Annotated in this window: 17 protein-coding genes; all 17 read right to left on the bottom strand. The window is 41.7% G+C overall.

What is annotated here, in order from left to right; translation table 11 throughout:
* Window positions 1–33 precede the first annotated feature (33 nt).
* Window positions 34–600, bottom strand: a complete 567-nt coding sequence (gene efp, locus DXC04_RS05695) for an elongation factor P (RefSeq protein WP_118660360.1) — start codon at window positions 598–600, stop codon at window positions 34–36.
* Window positions 601–714: 114 nt separating this feature from the next.
* The gene (locus DXC04_RS05690) at window positions 715–1,218 is read right to left on the bottom strand and encodes a YqeG family HAD IIIA-type phosphatase (protein ID WP_118660358.1); all 504 of its coding nucleotides are present in this window, start codon (window positions 1,216–1,218) and stop codon (window positions 715–717) included.
* Window positions 1,219–1,220: 2 nt separating this feature from the next.
* The gene (locus tag DXC04_RS05685; protein ID WP_118660356.1) at window positions 1,221–2,003 is read right to left on the bottom strand and encodes a shikimate kinase; all 783 of its coding nucleotides are present in this window, start codon (window positions 2,001–2,003) and stop codon (window positions 1,221–1,223) included.
* A gap of 78 nt (window positions 2,004–2,081) precedes the next feature.
* Complete coding sequence (locus tag DXC04_RS05680; protein WP_408640160.1) at window positions 2,082–2,792, bottom strand: peptidoglycan recognition protein family protein; 711 nt, start codon at window positions 2,790–2,792, stop codon at window positions 2,082–2,084.
* 38 nt (window positions 2,793–2,830) lie between these two features.
* Entirely contained in the window at window positions 2,831–3,862 is a 1,032-nt protein-coding gene (locus tag DXC04_RS05675; RefSeq protein WP_021861593.1) for an aldose epimerase family protein, read from the bottom strand.
* A 59-nt stretch (window positions 3,863–3,921) separates the two neighbouring features.
* On the bottom strand, window positions 3,922–5,376 hold the full coding sequence (gene guaB, locus DXC04_RS05670; protein WP_021861594.1) for an IMP dehydrogenase: 1,455 nt from the start codon (window positions 5,374–5,376) through the stop codon (window positions 3,922–3,924).
* A 148-nt stretch (window positions 5,377–5,524) separates the two neighbouring features.
* On the bottom strand, window positions 5,525–6,025 hold the full coding sequence (locus DXC04_RS05665) for a DUF6106 family protein (RefSeq protein ID WP_118660354.1): 501 nt from the start codon (window positions 6,023–6,025) through the stop codon (window positions 5,525–5,527).
* 94 nt (window positions 6,026–6,119) lie between these two features.
* Window positions 6,120–7,745, bottom strand: a complete 1,626-nt coding sequence (gene groL / locus DXC04_RS05660; RefSeq protein ID WP_021861596.1) for a chaperonin GroEL — start codon at window positions 7,743–7,745, stop codon at window positions 6,120–6,122.
* A gap of 47 nt (window positions 7,746–7,792) precedes the next feature.
* Window positions 7,793–8,077 carry a co-chaperone GroES gene (locus tag DXC04_RS05655; RefSeq protein ID WP_117538150.1) on the bottom strand — a complete coding sequence of 95 codons (285 nt, stop codon included), beginning with the start codon at window positions 8,075–8,077 and terminating at the stop codon, window positions 7,793–7,795.
* 117 nt (window positions 8,078–8,194) lie between these two features.
* A complete protein-coding gene (locus DXC04_RS05650; protein WP_021861598.1) occupies window positions 8,195–8,506 on the bottom strand; it encodes a hypothetical protein in 312 nt (103 codons plus the stop codon).
* A gap of 77 nt (window positions 8,507–8,583) precedes the next feature.
* On the bottom strand, window positions 8,584–9,366 hold the full coding sequence (codY, locus tag DXC04_RS05645) for a GTP-sensing pleiotropic transcriptional regulator CodY (RefSeq protein WP_021861599.1): 783 nt from the start codon (window positions 9,364–9,366) through the stop codon (window positions 8,584–8,586).
* Window positions 9,367–9,432: 66 nt separating this feature from the next.
* Window positions 9,433–11,514 carry a type I DNA topoisomerase gene (gene topA / locus DXC04_RS05640; RefSeq protein ID WP_118660352.1) on the bottom strand — a complete coding sequence of 694 codons (2,082 nt, stop codon included), beginning with the start codon at window positions 11,512–11,514 and terminating at the stop codon, window positions 9,433–9,435.
* A gap of 33 nt (window positions 11,515–11,547) precedes the next feature.
* Window positions 11,548–12,627 (bottom strand): DNA-processing protein DprA, encoded by a 1,080-nt coding sequence (gene dprA, locus DXC04_RS05635; RefSeq protein WP_021861601.1) that lies wholly within the window; start codon window positions 12,625–12,627, stop codon window positions 11,548–11,550.
* Window positions 12,624–14,165 carry a YifB family Mg chelatase-like AAA ATPase gene (locus tag DXC04_RS05630; RefSeq protein WP_021861602.1) on the bottom strand — a complete coding sequence of 514 codons (1,542 nt, stop codon included), beginning with the start codon at window positions 14,163–14,165 and terminating at the stop codon, window positions 12,624–12,626. Before DXC04_RS05630 ends, dprA begins: the two co-directional genes overlap by 4 nt.
* Window positions 14,166–14,257: 92 nt before the next feature.
* Window positions 14,258–14,875, bottom strand: a complete 618-nt coding sequence (sigK, locus tag DXC04_RS05625) for an RNA polymerase sporulation sigma factor SigK (protein WP_117538148.1) — start codon at window positions 14,873–14,875, stop codon at window positions 14,258–14,260.
* A 375-nt stretch (window positions 14,876–15,250) separates the two neighbouring features.
* Window positions 15,251–16,489: a peptidase U32 family protein gene (locus DXC04_RS05620; RefSeq protein ID WP_021861604.1), complete on the bottom strand. Its 1,239-nt coding sequence runs from the start codon at window positions 16,487–16,489 to the stop codon at window positions 15,251–15,253.
* A 1-nt stretch (window position 16,490) separates the two neighbouring features.
* Complete coding sequence (locus DXC04_RS05615; protein ID WP_118287759.1) at window positions 16,491–17,144, bottom strand: O-methyltransferase; 654 nt, start codon at window positions 17,142–17,144, stop codon at window positions 16,491–16,493.
* Between the last annotated feature and the right edge of the window lie 31 nt (window positions 17,145–17,175).

Here is a 17,175-nt window from a genome sequence, read left to right as displayed (position 1 = left end):
GGCTTTTTTAATATTTCTTTTAACTCGAAAAGATTAGTTTGCTCTGGATAAGTACTCTCCGGAACGTGTATCGATCTTAATCTTCTCTCCCTGCTCAACAAATAACGGAACTGCAACCTGTGCACCGGTCTCAACAATAGCCGGTTTGTTTGCTCCCTGAGCTGTGTTACCTTTGAATCCAGGCTCCGTCTCTGTAACAACCAGTTCAACAGTAAGCGGTGGCTCGATTGCGAAAGGTTTCTCCTGATATAAACTTACAGTAACTTCTTCGTTCTCTTTTACGAATTTCAGAGAATCACCAACATCTTCTGTCCCTACAGCGATCTGGTCAAATGTCTCATTATCCATGAAATAATACAGATCTCCATCATTGTACAGATACTGCATTTTCTTTCTCTCAATATATGCTTCCTGGAAAGACTCTGTAGGACGGAATGTTGTCTCTACTACACCACCGTTGATGATATCTTTTAATTTAACACGAACAAATGCTGCACCTTTTCCCGGTTTAACATGCATGAAATCAATAACCTGACATACTTTACCATCAATCTTCAGTGTCATACCATTTCTAAATTCACCTGCTGTCTTTGTTGCCATACTTTTATCCTCCTTAAATTATGTGTTTTCACACTTTATCAATTCTACTCACTTGTTCCATTCTATAATATCTGAGCGTTTTTTTCAACTATTTTTTATCTGTACAGCCCCATTTTACCGTCCTTTTCGCTCTTTTTTATAAAAATAAAGAACGATTTTCTCCAGGTAACGTTTTAATACAATCTGTATCTCTTCTTTTGGATGGATCGGCTTCACAAGAATATTTCTGATTCCGGCTCTTTTTGCTCCCCAGACATCCGTAAAAAGCTGATCTCCCACAAATACTGTATTGGAAACATCCGTTTCCATAATCTCCATTGCTTTTTTGTAATTTTTCGTTGAAGGCTTATGCGCATCACAGATATAATTCACCTGGATATCCTGATTGAACATCTTCACACGTGGCTCCTGATTGTTGGAGATCAGACAGCACTGATAACCAATCTTTTTAAGTCTCGCAAAAAGTGCTTTCGCACGGTCATCTGCCGGTGCACCATGCGGAACAAGCGTATTGTCAATATCAAAAATTACGGCACGTATTCCTTCTTCATACAGTTTCTCAAAATCTATTACATAAGTAGATGCAACATATGCATCCGGGAAAAATCTATCAAACATGTCTATTCATCCATCTCCATTAATCGTTGTACCAGTTCTTCACAGATCTGCAGAACAGTCTTATTATCTGTCTGGATAACAATATCTGCAGCCGCTTCATATTTCTCACGTCTCTGCTCCATCAGTTCGGAAATGCCTTCAACATTCTTGCGGCCGGTCAGAACCGGACGGTCATTGCTGTCCTTTACACGTTCATAGATTACCTGTGGACTTGCTGTCAGAAGTACAACTCTACCATTCTTCTTCATCTCCTGCACATTATTCTTGCGAAGGGCAGCTCCTCCTCCGCAGGAAATAACTGTATTCTTCTTCTCCTGCATTTCCACAAGAAGATTGGTTTCCAGATTACGGAAATATTCTTCTCCATACGTTTCAAAGATATCCGGAATACTCATCTCTTCTCTCTCTGCGATAACCTGATCCATCTCAACAATTTCCATCGCAAACATCGTACTTAAATAATCTGAGATCGTAGATTTGCCTGCGCCCATAAAACCAATGAGTACAATATTGTAATCAAACAGTTTTCTTGCTTGAATCCGCTTGCTGTTCTTGCGGATACAATGGAAAATGTCACAGATCTCATCCTTGTAACGATTATCTGAAAGCTTTTCTTCCAGTCTTCTTTTCTGCTTTGCTTCCTGTCCCGGCTGAAGGATCGGCATACCATATTCTTCTTTGTATGCCATGATTTTCTCTATGATCATGCTTCTTTCCACAAGGGCATCAATAATTTTATCATCACACAGAGCTAACTGCTCTCTGTACAGTTCCAAGTCGTTCATGCTTGCCTCTCCTGTTTTCCTTACGATTTCTTTCTTAATTATGTATAAATATACATACGCTTATATATTATAGCAATATCACTTTGATTTTTCCAGTGCTTTTTTTACATCTTTCCGGAACTGTTTCCAGGCATTTTCATGTTCTACAAAATATTTCGGACAGTTCTTTCCTGTGACATCATAATGCCGAATAATATCATCCGGTGACAGAGCAAACTTCAGGCAAAGCCAGGCACACAAATGTATCACTGAGCGATAAGTCGCTTTATTAAATTCCCCCGTCTTATCCGGATGGCAACACTCAATCGATACCGTATCTTTATTCCGGTTATTGGAAGCATACGCCACTTCCCATGTCGGCACACACTGCACGATTTCTCCATCCAGCCCTACAATGAAATTACTGCTCGTTTTTGTCACATGACTGTCTTTGAGCCCCTCAAAGTAGTTTCGGTTTCCCATTGCTGTTGCACCCGGATTTGCCGTATAATGCACAACAATTCCCTTAATCTTACCGGTTTTTATCCCCGGTCTGGAATACGGATTCGGCGTCAGAAGTTTCACTGTAATATCAGGTTTAGATGCATCAACCTGTGCATTGTCTATTTCACTGTATTTTCCAGACAGCCATTCCGGATGTAAAATCCTGATTCCTGCTGCCAGAACCATAACAATCACCAATAAAAGCAGGCCCAGCCGCATCCTGCGCTGAGCCTGTTTTTTCTGTTGTATAGTTGTGAATGATTTTTTTCTGTTTTTAATCTTTTTTGTTCTCTTCATACTACACATTATTCATATGGCATATATTCTATGCCTTTTGTAAATTCTTATTGAATAGAAAACTGATATACCGTTTTGGATGTAAATAGTTCATTCGCCTTGATAACCGGCTGCGCAAACTCCGAATGATGAATGGCATCCGGGAAAAACTGTGTTTCAAAGCAGGCAGCATTGCGGATACGGTATTCAGCTCCGCCTTTGCCTTTCTCATAATCAACATAGTTTGCTGTATACAACTGCATACCCGGAAGATCTGTATATACATCCATATGGATTCCTGTCTTATCAGAATACATGGAGGCAGCTTTGCGGAATCCTTCACCTCTGATCACCCAGTTATGATCGTAACCTTTTCCATCAATCAACGGCTGGTAATCCGCTTCTATATCCTGTCCGATCGCTTTTGCTTCATTAAAATCCATCGGTGTTCCCTTTACAGGTGTCAGTTCACCTGTCGGAATACTCTGGGCATCTGCAAGAGTAAAATAATCTGCACTGATCGTTACTTTCTGATCCAGTACATCGCCACTTCCCTGTCCGGCGAGATTAAAATAACTGTGATTTGTAAGATTCAGCAGTGTATCTGCATCTGCTGTTGATCCATAAACAATTTCCAGTTCATTCTCCGGTGTAACCGTATAAGTTACTGTCAGCTTAAGATTTCCTGGAAATCCCTGGTCTCCATCTGGGCTGTCAAGTGATAAAGTCACGCTGTTATCTGTAGATTCTTCAACTTTCCACATACGCTTATTCATCATATCTCTACCACCGTGTAGTGTATTATCCCCATCATTCTTTGTCAGTTCATAAGTCTTACCATTTAATGTAAATGAGCCTCCTGCAATACGGTTTGCCACACGTCCTACAAATGCGCCAAATACACGGTCGCCTTTTTCATAACCACTGACATCGTCATATCCGAGAACAACATCCGTCGGATGTCCTTCCTTATCCGGTACGATCACATTTACAATCGTTGCGCCATAATCGGAAATAGCAACTTCCATCCCTTTTTCATTCTTCAACAGATACAATTCTGCCTTTTCTTTTGTTTTCAATGTTCCAAATGCCCGCTTCATATCTTGCCTCCTGCTGTAATGTCTATTATAACGCCAAATTTCTCTGGTATTATTCTCTTTTACTCATCTACACTGTAGTTTGGAGCTTCTTTCGTAATGTGAATGTCGTGCGGATGACTTTCTTTCAGAGATGCAGATGAGATCTTTACAAACTGTCCTCTCTGTTTGAGTTCTTCAATTGTTGGAGTTCCGCAGTAACCCATACCGGAACGAAGACCTCCCATCAACTGGAATACAGTATCTTCTACAGTTCCTTTGTATGCTACACGTCCTTCTACACCTTCCGGTACTAACTTCTTCGCATCTGTCTGGAAATAACGGTCTTTGCTTCCGTTCTCCATTGCAGCAATCGATCCCATGCCACGGTATACTTTGTATTTTCTTCCCTGATATAATTCAAATGTTCCCGGGCTCTCATCACATCCTGCAAAGATTGATCCCATCATACATACATTCGCACCGGCTGCAATTGCTTTTGTCATATCTCCTGAATATTTGATACCACCATCTGCGATAATCGGAATTCCATATTTGTCTGCCGCTTCATAACAACTCATAACTGCTGTGATCTGTGGAACACCGATACCTGCAACGACACGTGTTGTACAGATAGATCCAGGTCCAATACCAACCTTTACTGCATCTGCTCCTGCTTTGATCAGCGCTTCTGCTGCTGTTCCTGTTGCAACGTTTCCTGCGATAACCTGCAGATCCGGGAATTTGGATTTGACCATATCTACGGTACGGAGTACATTAGCAGAATGTCCGTGTGCAGAATCCATAACAACAACGTCTACATGCGCGTTCACAAGTTCCCGTGCACGTTCCAGGCAGTTTGCGGTAATTCCAAGTGCTGCACCGCAAAGCAGTCTTCCCTGGGAATCTTTAGCTGACAGTGGATATTTGATCTGTTTTTCAATATCTTTAATCGTAATAAGACCTTTCAAATTGAAATCTTTGTCTACGATCGGTAATTTCTCTTTTCTGGCTTTTGCAAGAATCTTCTTTGCATCTTCCAGCGTAATTCCTTCCTGTGCTGTAATAAGTCCCTCAGAAGTCATTGATTCTTTAATCTTCTTCGTAAAATCTTCTTCAAATTTCAGATCACGGTTCGTGATAATGCCTACCAGTTTTCCGTTTTCTGTAATTGGTACACCTGAAATGCGGAATTTTGCCATTAAATTATTGGCATCTTCCAACGTATGTTCCGGAGACAGATAAAATGGATCCGTGATAACACCGTTCTCAGAACGTTTTACTTTATCAACTTCCTCTGCCTGCTGCTCGATCGTCATATTCTTATGAATGATACCAATTCCACCCTGACGAGCCATTGCAATTGCCATACGGTGTTCTGTAACCGTATCCATACCTGCACTCATCATCGGTATATTCAATTTAATATTTTTTGTTAAATACGTGGATAAATCTACTTGATTTGGAATCACCTCAGAATATGCCGGTACAAGCAGCACGTCATCAAATGTAATTCCTTCTCCAATAATTTTTCCCATGGTAAACTCCTTTCACTCTTATCCTTATTTATAGCTTATCGGAGTAAAAACTCCGTTTTGCTCTTTCCTATAATTAACTGGTATCATAACGAACTTTGCTATCGTTTGTCAACTTGTTTTTTTATACATACAAAATACATTTTTCTGACTATTTTGCAGATTTGTATGTAACTTTTCCCGGAATCATTCCGGCATACCCGTCTATAATCGTCTGATTCGGTTCAAAAATAATTTTTCTTAATTCTCCTGCCCTGGAAACAACTAGCACATAAGTCTGATCATTGCGTCTGCCCGAGCTATAATCGCTTTTCTTTGCCCGCTGGTACTGTCTGAGTTCACCTGTTCCAAATGGAGCCAGGACCTCTATTTCTTCTAACTTTATTGTACAGATTCGTCTTCTTCTCGACTTATGTATGATCTTGTCAACATCCAGTTCCCCATTCACAAATAAATATTCATATTCCGCATCAAATTCCAGATACAAATATATATCCATTACAAGTAATATAACTGTAAGCACTATAAAAAAAAGACAATGTACGACACCATATACACTCAATAAAGTCGCTGCAAGCACCATTCCTTCCAGAAACCACTGACCTTTGCTTTTCTTCCTTTTAATAAGCTGTTCCGTACATATGTCATTCATGTCTTACATCCTCCGCTTTTCTCAATGTGTCTATTGTAGCACAAAAACAAGAAAAAAGAAAACTCCCCATACAGGGAGTTTTCTTAACTTTTTCTTACATCATGCCCATTCCGGCACCTGCACCTGCAGGCATAGCCGGTGTCTCTTCTTTGATATTAGCAACAACGGACTCTGTTGTCAGCAGTGTAGATGCAACACTTGTTGCATTCTGCAGAGCACTTCTTGTTACCTTAGCCGGATCAAGGATACCATGTTCAACCATGTCTACATATTCCTCAGCTAATGCATCAAATCCGATTCCTGGTTCTGACTCATATACTTTATTAATGATTACTGCGCCTTCCAGTCCTGCATTTGCAGCGATGCGGAGCAGTGGAGCTTCCAGAGCTTTCAGTACAACATTCGCACCTGTCTTCTCATCACCATCCAAATCAGCAACGATCTTGGCAACTTCTTTTGCACAGTGAATATAAGCAGATCCGCCACCTGCAATGATTCCTTCTTCTACGGCTGCTCTTGTTGCTGCAAGTGCATCTTCCATACGAAGTTTTGCTTCTTTCATCTCAGTCTCAGTTGCAGCACCTACACGGATAACTGCTACACCGCCTGCAAGTTTTGCAAGTCTCTCCTGCAGTTTCTCTCTGTCGAAATCAGATGTTGTCTCTTCAATCTGTGCTTTGATCTGTGCTACACGGTCTGCGATTGCCTGTTTGTCTCCGCATCCGTCAACGATAACTGTATTTTCTTTCTGAACTTTTACAGATTTTGCACGTCCAAGCTGATCCAGTGTTGTATCTTTCAACTCCATACCGAGTTCTTCTGAAATTACCTGACCGCCTGTCAGAATTGCAAGATCTTTTAACATCTCTTTTCTTCTGTCACCATATCCAGGCGCTTTAACACCTACTACATTGAATGTTCCACGCAGTTTGTTTACAATCAGTGTTGTAAGAGCCTCACCTTCAATATCTTCTGCAACGATCAGGAGTCTTGCTCCGGACTGTACGATCTGCTCCAGAACTGGCAGGATCTCCTGAATGTTAGAAATCTTCTTGTCTGTAATCAAGATATATGGATCATCCAGATTTGCTTCCATCTTATCCATATCTGTAGCCATATATGCAGATACATATCCACGGTCAAACTGCATACCTTCTACAAGGTCAAGTTCTGTCTTCATAGTCTTGGATTCTTCAATTGTGATAACCCCGTCATTGGAAACTTTCTCCATTGCATCTGCAACCATCTTTCCAACTTCTTCATCACTTGCAGAAATAGCTGCAACTTTTGCGATCTGATCTTTGTCTTTTACTTTGCTGGACATTTTAGCGATCGTCTCAACTGCTTTGTCTGTTGCTTTCTTCATTCCTTTTCTAAGGATGATCGGGTTTGCTCCTGCTGCCAGGTTCTTCATTCCTTCATGTACCATTGCCTGTGCAAGTACTGTAGCTGTTGTTGTACCATCTCCGGCAACATCATTTGTCTTAGATGCAACTTCTTTGATAAGCTGTGCACCCATATTCTCAAATGCATCTTCTAATTCAATTTCTTTTGCAATTGTAACACCATCATTAGTAATAAGCGGTGCTCCGAAAGATTTGTCAAGAACTACGTTACGTCCTTTTGGTCCTAACGTAACTCTGACTGTATCAGCCAGCTTATTAACTCCTTCTTCTAATGCTGCTCTTGCTTCTGCGCCATATTTAATTTCCTTTGCCATGATCAAATGCCTCCTATAATCTTTGTTTCTCTTCTTACATCTACATCTTACTCACAAATTGCAAGGATATCGTCCTGTTTTACGATAATATATTCTTCATCATCAAGCTCTACAGATGTTCCTGCGTATTTAGAATAAATAACTTTCTGTCCTACAGTGACATTCATCTTCACTTCTTTTCCGTCAACTGTTCCACCAGGTCCTACAGCAACGATCTCTGCCTGCTGTGGTTTTTCTTTAGACTGTCCAGGAATTACGATTCCTGATTTTGTTGTCTCTTCTGCAACCAACTGTTTTAATACAACTCTGTCTCCTAATGGTACTAATTTCATATTTATTCCTCCTTAAATGATATACTTATTTATTTTGTTAGCACTCACAAAAAGAGAGTGCTAAGAAACTCTAGATATAAAATAGCACTCTCTTAATATTTTGTCAACCGCCTTTGTTTAGTTTACAGTATTTTTATAAAATCCATTTTCCACATGGAAAACAAGTACTTTCCCTCTCTTATCCCAGTACCGTTCGACAATCTTTCCTCTGCATTTGACCTCTTCTTCCTCATCCGTCATCGTGCACTCATAGATACTGTCCAAAGAAAATTCTGACAGTTCCGTCTTCCCCGTTAACAGATATATGCATTCCTCTTCTTCATTATACTTAATCATCTTACACAGATAGATATTATCGTTAAAATATCCCCCGTCAAGAATCGTTTTTATCATCTCGAGTTTCACCGTATCGTCCTGAAATTTTTCCATTATATCCTCCAGTAAAATTCATCTCATCTTCAATCAAAGAAAAGGGTACCAGTCTCCCGATACCCTTATACTTCATCTTAATTGTTGCGCTCTGCTTTGATCTTATCCAGTTCCGTAAATACATAATCATTCACAACTTTGATATAAGTACCCTTCATACCGGAAGATCTGGATTCAATAACTCCGGCACTCTCAAACTTGCGAAGCGCATTCACGATCACAGAACGGGTGATTCCTACACGGTCTGCAATCTTGCTTGCAACCAGGATTCCTTCTGTACCATCCAGTTCATCAAAAATATGAATGATCGCTTCCAGTTCAGAATAAGAAAGTGTGCTGATGGCTGACTGTACAATGTGTTCTTTTCTTGTTTCCTCCGCACTTTCTTCATTTACAGAACGAAGCATCTCAAGACCAACAACTGTTGTTCCATATTCACTTAAAATGATATCATCAATCTCATATACTTCGTCTTTCTTATAGATGAATAATGTGCCGAGTCTCTCTCCTGCGATATCGATTGGAGTTATAATAGCCTGATAACCTTTTGAGGCTTCTTCCGAAAATCCAAGAGTCTCAAGATTCACATTTTCCTTTGTCGAAAGAATGCTGAGCAGACGTTCATTTAACATATCATCAATATGTCTGCCTACTTCCTTCTGGATCAGTTCTTCTATATACGGAACACCTGTACATTTGCTTCCTCCGAGAACTTTTCCTTTTTTGCTGACCACCAGTACATTCGATGACAGAATCTCTGTCAGAACTTCACAAATATCATTAAAGACCACTTTACTTGAATTATTGTTGTGAAGTAACTTGTTGATTTTTCTAGTTTTGTCTAATAATTGTACACTCATTTGCACTCCTCCATCCTATGAAGTTATATTATCATACAATTCACTATAATTCAACGAATATTATTGTTATTTATCAGAATTTTTCTTATTTTCTACATATCCGCACTGAGCGTCACTACAACAGATCTTATTTCCCTTTTCGACCATATAATTTCCACATCTCGGACACTTTTTCTGAACCGGTTTCTGCCATGACATAAATTCACAGTCCGGATTGTCTTCACATCCGTAATATTTTCTGCCTTTCTTTGTCTTACGGAGCACAACATCTTTTCCACAAAGAGGGCAGGAAACACCGATTTTTTCCAGATAAGGCTTTGTATTTCTACACTCCGGGAATCCCGGACATGCGAGGAATTTTCCGTGTGGACCGTATTTGATGACCATGTTGCGTCCGCACTGTTCACAGACAACGTCAGTCACTTCATCTTCGATCTTGACTGTCTCTAATTCTTTCTGTGCCTTTTCCACTGCGGCTTCAATATCCGGATAGAAGTTCTCGATAATCGTCTTCCATTTTACCTTACCTTCTGCCACACCATCAAGCAGGCTTTCCATGTTGGCTGTAAAATTCACATCTACAATGCTTGGGAAGGACTGTAACATGATATTATCTACAACTTCTCCCAGTTCTGTCAGATACAGATTCTTGTTCTCTTTTGCAACATATCTTCTGGCAATAATCGTTGAAATTGTCGGTGCATACGTGCTTGGACGTCCAATGCCCAGTTCTTCCAGAGCTTTTACAAGTGTTGCTTCTGTATAATGTGCCGGTGGCTGTGTAAAGTGCTGCTTCGTATCAAAACTTTCTTTTGTGAGCTTTGAATCCATATCCAGCCCTTTCATCAATACAGCTTTTTCTTCTTTCTCTTCTCCTGCTTCTGTATAAACCAGTCTGAATCCCTGGAATACAATCTTGGAAGCAGCTACTGTAAAACGATATTTTCCTGCACTGATCTTCACAGATGTTGTCTCATATTTTGCCGGCTGCATTCTGCTGGCAAGGAAACGCTTCCAGATAAGCTGATACAGACGGAACTGATCTCTTGTCAAAGATTCTTTGATTGCCGCCGGTGTTCTTGCCGGATCTGTCGGACGGATCGCCTCATGCGCATCCTGGATGATCTTTCCGCCTGTCTTTGCTTTTGTTTCGCCAACTGCAACATACTCTTCTCCGTACTGTTCTCCGATATAAGCACGTACATTTGCATCTGCTTCATCTGAAATACGAGTAGAATCGGTACGCAGATACGTGATCAGACCGACGGTTCCATTTCCTTTGATATCAACACCTTCATACAACTGCTGTGCGATCTGCATCGTTTTTCCTGTAGCAAAATTCAATGCTTTGGATGCTTCCTGCTGTAATGTACTGGTTGTAAATGGAACCGGTGCTTTCTTTGTACGTTCCCCTTTTTTAATCTCAGCGACTTCATAAGATGCACCTTCTAATTCTTTTAAGATCTTATCCAGTTCCTCTTTGGATGAAATCGTCATCTTTTTCTTATCTGTTCCGTAAAACTTGGCATTCAGGAGTTTTCTCTCACCTTTGACTTTCAGATTCGCATCCAGGCTCCAGTATTCTTCCGGAATAAATGCATTGATCTCTTCTTCACGGTCAGCAATGATACGAAGTGCTACAGACTGTACGCGTCCCGCACTTAAACCTCTTTTTACTTTCGCCCAGAGTACCGGGCTGATTTTATATCCAACCACGCGGTCAAGGACACGTCTCGCCTGCTGGGCATCTACCAGATCCATATCAATCTCTCTGGCATTTTTCAGAGATGCTTTGACTGCGTTTTTCGTAATCTCATTAAAACTGATTCGGTACGTTTTCTTGTTTTCCAGTTTCAGGGCTTTGCATAAATGCCAGGAAATCGCTTCTCCTTCGCGGTCCGGGTCAGTTGCAAGATATACTTTATCTGCTTTTTTCACTTCTTTTCGAAGATTTGCAAGAATCTCTCCCTTGCCACGGATTGTTATATACTTTGGTTCATAGTCATTCTCAGGTCCGACACCAAGCTGGCTCTTCGGCAGATCGCGCACATGTCCGTTAGACGCTACGACTACATAATTACTTCCTAAAAATTTTTTAATTGTCTTCACCTTCGTCGGTGACTCCACGATCACAAGATAACGTGCCATATATGATTTCCTCCATAAAATCCGCCCCGCTTTTCAGCGCATTTTCACATAATAATTCTTCGATATTTCTTTGACAAACCCTTGCAGTTCAAGCGTTATCAACTCTTCCATAAGTATCTCCGGAGCCAGTTTTGTCTCCTGCGCAAGCTCCTGAAGTCCCTTTGGAAACAAACCGACACAACTATACACCATATTTTCTGGACTTTCAAGTACTTTTTTCTCCGATGATTTATTTTGTCTGCTTTTTGACAAACAAATTCCCATCGTTTCCATCAGGTCTTCCGGACTTAGCAAAATCCCTGCACCCTGCGCGATCAGCCGGTGACACCCCTGACTTAAAAGGCTTGTTACAGGTCCCGGAAGTGCATAAACTTCCTTCCCCTGTTCCAGCGCCTGGTCTGCCGTAATAAGAGAGCCGCTTTTTTCTTTTGCTTCTATTACAAGTACGATATCTGCCATCCCGCTGATGATACGGTTACGCGCAGGAAAGTACCTGGCAAGAGGCGGGCTTCCCGGACTCTGTTCTGAAATCACACCGCCTTTTTTGATCAGATCCTGATATAGTCCGCGATGTTCTCCCGGATAACAGATATCCACGCCACATCCTAATATACCATATGTCATTCCCCCGGCATTTAATGCACCTCTTTGTCCGGCGCCATCAATTCCTCTTGCCATCCCGCTGATAATACTAATCCCGTTTTCTGCCAGCTTTTCTCCATATTCTAATGCCATTCTCTCGCCATAATGCGTACAGTTTCTTGCACCCACCAAAGCAGCCGCAGGTCTGTCACTGTCCGGCAGCCTGCCTCTCACATAGAGTGCATATGGAGGCGCCGGAATATTCTTAAGGCGCACTGGATATTCTTCCGAAAAATATGGAATAAAACGGATATTTTTCTCTTCCAGCATCTCCCATTTTTCTTTTATATCCTGCTGTTTTTTTGCTTTTATAAGTGCCTGGATTTCTCTGTCCGTCAGTATCCCCAGTTCTGTTAATTTTATTTCTTCTATATAATAAATCATTTCTGCTGTCTTTAAAATTTCACGCAGTTTTTTCTTTTTCATACAGTTAAGCCCGGAAATCCCCGCATACCAATATTCATAAATCATAAGCCTTTCCCCCAGTATTTTTTATCTACCGTACGGTATCCGATTGCCTCTTTAATATGCGCCGGAGTGATCACCTCACTTCCGGCAAGATCTGCGATCGTCCGTGCCACACGCAGAATCTTATGATATGTCCGCGCTGTCAGACCAAGTGTACAGAATGCCTGCTCCATAATCTGTTCCGTCACAGCGTCTAGCACACAGTGTTTTCGGATTTCCTTTGCTCCCAGCCTTGCATTTACCGAAAACGGCAATCCTTCATATCTCTTTTTCTGTATTTCTCTCGCTGCACACACGCGTGCACGTATATCTACTGAGCGTTCCTGCTTCTGCTGTGTATGGAGTGCCGCATAATCCACGCGCGGTGTTTCGATGCAGATATCCAACCGGTCTAAAAACGGCTGACTGATCCTTGCCAGATAATTCTGGATCTGCTGTGGTGTGCATGTACACGTCTGAGCCGGATAATTTCCGCAGGGACATGGGTTCATTGCCGCAACAAGCATGAAATCTGCCGGAAATGTATAATTTGCCTGATTCCTGGCGAGATGGATTTTCTGCTCTTCCAAAGGCTGGCGGAGCACTTCCAGAACAGACTTTTTAAACTCCGCAAGCTCGTCCAGGAAGAGTACACCTCCATGTGCCAGACTGATCTCTCCCGGAACAGGGTAATTCCCGCCACCGATCAATGCCGCTTTTGTAACCGTATGATGCACCTCCCGGAACGGTCTTCCTAACATCAACGGATGGGTTTCCTCCACTTTTCCAACGACACTGTAGAGACTTGTAACTTCCATCGATTCTTCCAATGAAGGCTTCGGTAAAATGGTTGGAATTCTCTTTGCAGCCATCGTCTTTCCACTTCCCGGTGGTCCAACTAACAGCAGGTTATGTCCACCGGCAACCGCCACTGTCGCAGCTCTTTTTACAATTTCTTGTCCCTGTATCTCACTGTAATCCAAAAGTTCCGAATCCAACAGTCTCCCACATTCTCTGGCATCTTTGCACATCGCCGGTTCCAGCTTTTTTTCTCCTTTCAGATAACTGCACACTTCCTCCAGTGAATTCACACCATATACCGTGATCTTTTCTACCAGTGCACCTTCCGCCGCATTCTGCTCCGGTACAATACAGCACTTAAAGCCTTCTCTTCCTGCTTTCTGTACGATTGGTAAAATTCCGGAGACCTTTTGTACACTTCCGTCCAGCCCCAGTTCACCGGCAATCATTACATCTCGCAATCGTTCTTCTGGAAATATTTCAAGTGCTGCCATAATACTTAATGCAATAGGAAGGTCAAACGCTGTTCCTTTTTTCCTTATTGAGCCGGGCGCCAGATTTACAATGATTTTCTTCGGAGGCAGCACAATACCACTGTTACGGATCGCTGTCCGCACACGTTCTGCTGCCTCCCGTACCTCACCGGACAGATATCCCACCATATGAAACACAGGCAGACCATTGCTGACATCTGCCTCCACCTGTATCATCTTCGCTTCAACACCCTGAATCACTGCTGAATTTACTATACAAACTCCCATGTATCCACCTCTTTCTTCCTGCTTATTCCATGCGTTTACTGCTGTACCTGCAAAACTCCGCCAGCGACAGTTTCCTCCGGCTACTATAACAGCTAAAAAAATGTACGCAGTTTTTCGATCGCACTTTTCTCAATCCGTGATACATAAGAACGAGAAATTCCAAGCTGTCCGGCAATCTCCCTCTGCGTATACTCCTCTTCCCCATAAAGTCCGTATCGCATTTTCAGAACCAGCCGTTCTCTCTGAGATAATTCCGACTCCATTTTTGCATACAAAATCCGGACCGATTCTTTTAATTCCGCATGTCTGTGCGCATCTTCTTCTTTTGTTTCGATCACATCAAAAAGCTGGATTTCATTGCCTTCCCTGTCTGTCCCGATCGGCTCGTACAGTGAAATTTCCCGGGACATTTTTTTCTTCGCACGCAGATGCATCAATATCTCATTTTCAATGCACCGCGCCGCATATGTTCCCAGACGCACACGTTTTTCCGGATCAAAACTTACAACTGCTTTAATAAGCCCGATTGTCCCGATCGACAAAAGATCTTCCACATCCTCCTCTCTGGATGGATATTTTTTCACAATATGTGCAACAAGGCGCAAATTCCGTTCGATCAGAATATGTTTTGCTTTCAGGTCGCCCTCTGTATACTTTTGCATATAATAAGCTTCTTCTGCTGCAGTGAGGGGTTTCGGAAATGATTTCAAGGAACGCACCTCTCAGGGTATTTGCTTATAGTTTATGTAAGAGTATTCTTTTTTGTGCTTTTCCATCTGTTATGATCTTTTTCTGGTATTTTGTTGGATCGTATCTGTTTATGTCTTTGTTGAAAAATTATAAGATCTGTTTATGAAAACCATCACGCATATGTGACAATTTCAGATTATAGATGTTCCGGTTAAGATCTGCCGGACTCTCTTTCTTATGTGGCTAATAGTATACTGTATCTCTATCGAAAATACAATCATTTTTTATAAAAGCGCTTTAGGACGAAGTTTTCTGGCATAGAAAAGAATGCCAGACAGAGTCCGCATATAATAGGTTTCTCTGTCTGACATCCTATATTCTCAAATCATCTGTTTTTAAGCCTCTATGTCTTCCGCTCTTCTTAAAATATCATACTTCTCTGCTTTTTTATCCAGTTCGATATAGAGAACCTGTTTGGAATGCGGGGCACTCTCCTGTGTTTCCCCGTCTTCATTGATAATCGCCCGGACAACCGTCTCTATGTTTTGTCCATCCGGCTTCATAATCTCAATCGTCTCGCCAACCGAAAATTTATTTCTCTGCTCAATGCGGTATCTTCCGTCTGACTCTTTGCCAATAATTCCAAGATATGTGTATTCTCTTACATAAGTGTTGCTGTCGTAAATCTGACTTGTCTCATCCGGTTTTCCAAAGTAAAATCCGGTTGTAAACTGCCGGTATGTGCAATTTGAAATCTGATCCAGATACCACAGCATATGTTCTTCATACAGCTTCGGATCTTTCAGATAGTCATCAATCGCAAGGCGGTATGTTCTTGCAACTGTTGCGACATACAGCGCCGTCTTCATACGTCCTTCAATCTTGAAACTGTCAATTCCTGCTTCGATCATCTCCGGAATGTGCTCGATCATACAAAGATCCTTGGAATTGAAAATGTAAGTTCCTCTTTCATTTTCATATACTGGCATATACTGTCCCGGCCTTTTTTCCTCTACAACTGCATATTTCCAACGGCACGGGTGTGTACAGGCTCCCTGATTCGCATCTCTTCCGGTAAAGAAATTGCTGAGCAGACATCTTCCGGAATAAGAAATGCACATTGCACCGTGAATAAAACTTTCAATCTCCATCTCCTCCGGAATATGCTTACGAATCTCAGAAATCTCTTTCAAGGACAGTTCTCTTGCCGAAACTACTCTTTTTGCTCCCTGTTTCCACCAGAAATTGTAAGTGCCATAATTTGTATTATTCGCCTGTGTACTGACATGACGTTCAATGTCCGGGCAGATCTCTTTTGCCATTTCAAAGATTGCCGGATCTGCAATGATCAGCGCATCTGGTTTTAATTCCTTCAATTCGCAGAGATATTCCCGCACGCCTTCCAGATCATCATTATGTGCCAGAATATTTACGGTAACATGCACACGTACACCATGTTCATGCGCAAAACGGATTCCGGCAGCCATATCATCTTTGGAAAAATTCTTTGCTTTTGCACGTAATCCGAATGCCTCTCCTCCGATATAAACAGCATCGGCTCCAAACATAACCGCCACTTTGAGTACTTCCAGATTACTTGCTGGAATTAATAATTCCGGTCGTCTACCATTCATCTTACTTTTCTTCCTCCTTTTTCACACTCAGTGCCACCCCGTCTCCCAGTGGAAGAATGGATGTCTGAAGTCCTTCGTGGTGTTTCAGTTCATACAAGTATTCCCGCATGCGACTGTGAATTGTACGATTCCTTCTTTCAACAGCAAATCTTGACTGTGTTATATCGCCGTCTTGAAGTACATTGTCTGACATCAGTACTCCTTCCGGCGCCAACAGACGCAGTACTTCCGGCATATAATGAATATACTGTCCTTTCGCTGCGTCCATAAAAATAAAATCATACGGTCCTTCCAGCGTTTTCATCACTTCAAGAGCATCTCCCTCCAGCAATGTGATCTTATCTTCTTTCTCCGCCCTGGCAAAATTTGCTCTGGCAACCGGGATTCTTTTTTCATAATTCTCAATCGTGATAATATGTCCGTCCTTTGGCATATAATGGCTCATTAAGACAGCCGAAAAACCTACTGCGGTTCCTACTTCCAGGATTCTTTTCGGTTTCTGTATCGTCAATAATACTTTCAGGAAACTCTGTGTCTCTTTTCGGATGATCGGCACATAAGCTTCCAGCGCTTCTTTTTCAATCTCTTCGATCACCGGAATATCCGGCATTTCCAGAGAATGTAGGTAGGTTGTAATTCTGTCATCTACGATCACAAAGTCTTCCTCCTTCTGACATAATACAGGA

Origin of the sequence: Dorea sp. OM07-5, assembly GCF_003481355.1 — a bacterium.
In the GTDB taxonomy this organism is placed as follows: domain Bacteria; phylum Bacillota; class Clostridia; order Lachnospirales; family Lachnospiraceae; genus Dorea_D; species Dorea_D hominis.
Note: the sequence above shows the minus strand (reverse complement) of the source record. Positions and strands in the feature narration are given on the sequence as shown.

Excerpts from the sequence above, each read along its gene's own strand:
- DXC04_RS05675 (WP_021861593.1), bottom strand. The coding sequence starts at position 3,862 with ATGAAGCGGGCATTTGGAACATTGAAAACAAAAGAAAAGGCAGAATTG.
- DXC04_RS05680 (WP_408640160.1), bottom strand. The coding sequence starts at position 2,792 with ATGTGTAGTATGAAGAGAACAAAAAAGATTAAAAACAGAAAAAAATCA.
- DXC04_RS05655 (WP_117538150.1), bottom strand. The coding sequence starts at position 8,077 with ATGAAATTAGTACCATTAGGAGACAGAGTTGTATTAAAACAGTTGGTT.
- codY (WP_021861599.1), bottom strand. The coding sequence starts at position 9,366 with ATGAGTGTACAATTATTAGACAAAACTAGAAAAATCAACAAGTTACTT.
- DXC04_RS05630 (WP_021861602.1), bottom strand. The coding sequence starts at position 14,165 with ATGGGAGTTTGTATAGTAAATTCAGCAGTGATTCAGGGTGTTGAAGCG.
- DXC04_RS05650 (WP_021861598.1), bottom strand. The coding sequence starts at position 8,506 with ATGGAAAAATTTCAGGACGATACGGTGAAACTCGAGATGATAAAAACG.
- DXC04_RS05665 (WP_118660354.1), bottom strand. The coding sequence starts at position 6,025 with ATGAATGACATATGTACGGAACAGCTTATTAAAAGGAAGAAAAGCAAA.
- DXC04_RS05690 (WP_118660358.1), bottom strand. The coding sequence starts at position 1,218 with ATGTTTGATAGATTTTTCCCGGATGCATATGTTGCATCTACTTATGTA.
- efp (WP_118660360.1), bottom strand. The coding sequence starts at position 600 with ATGGCAACAAAGACAGCAGGTGAATTTAGAAATGGTATGACACTGAAG.
- groL (WP_021861596.1), bottom strand. The coding sequence starts at position 7,745 with ATGGCAAAGGAAATTAAATATGGCGCAGAAGCAAGAGCAGCATTAGAA.
- DXC04_RS05685 (WP_118660356.1), bottom strand. The coding sequence starts at position 2,003 with ATGAACGACTTGGAACTGTACAGAGAGCAGTTAGCTCTGTGTGATGAT.
- dprA (WP_021861601.1), bottom strand. The coding sequence starts at position 12,627 with ATGATTTATGAATATTGGTATGCGGGGATTTCCGGGCTTAACTGTATG.
- topA (WP_118660352.1), bottom strand. The coding sequence starts at position 11,514 with ATGGCACGTTATCTTGTGATCGTGGAGTCACCGACGAAGGTGAAGACA.
- DXC04_RS05620 (WP_021861604.1), bottom strand. The coding sequence starts at position 16,489 with ATGAATGGTAGACGACCGGAATTATTAATTCCAGCAAGTAATCTGGAA.
- guaB (WP_021861594.1), bottom strand. The coding sequence starts at position 5,376 with ATGGGAAAAATTATTGGAGAAGGAATTACATTTGATGACGTGCTGCTT.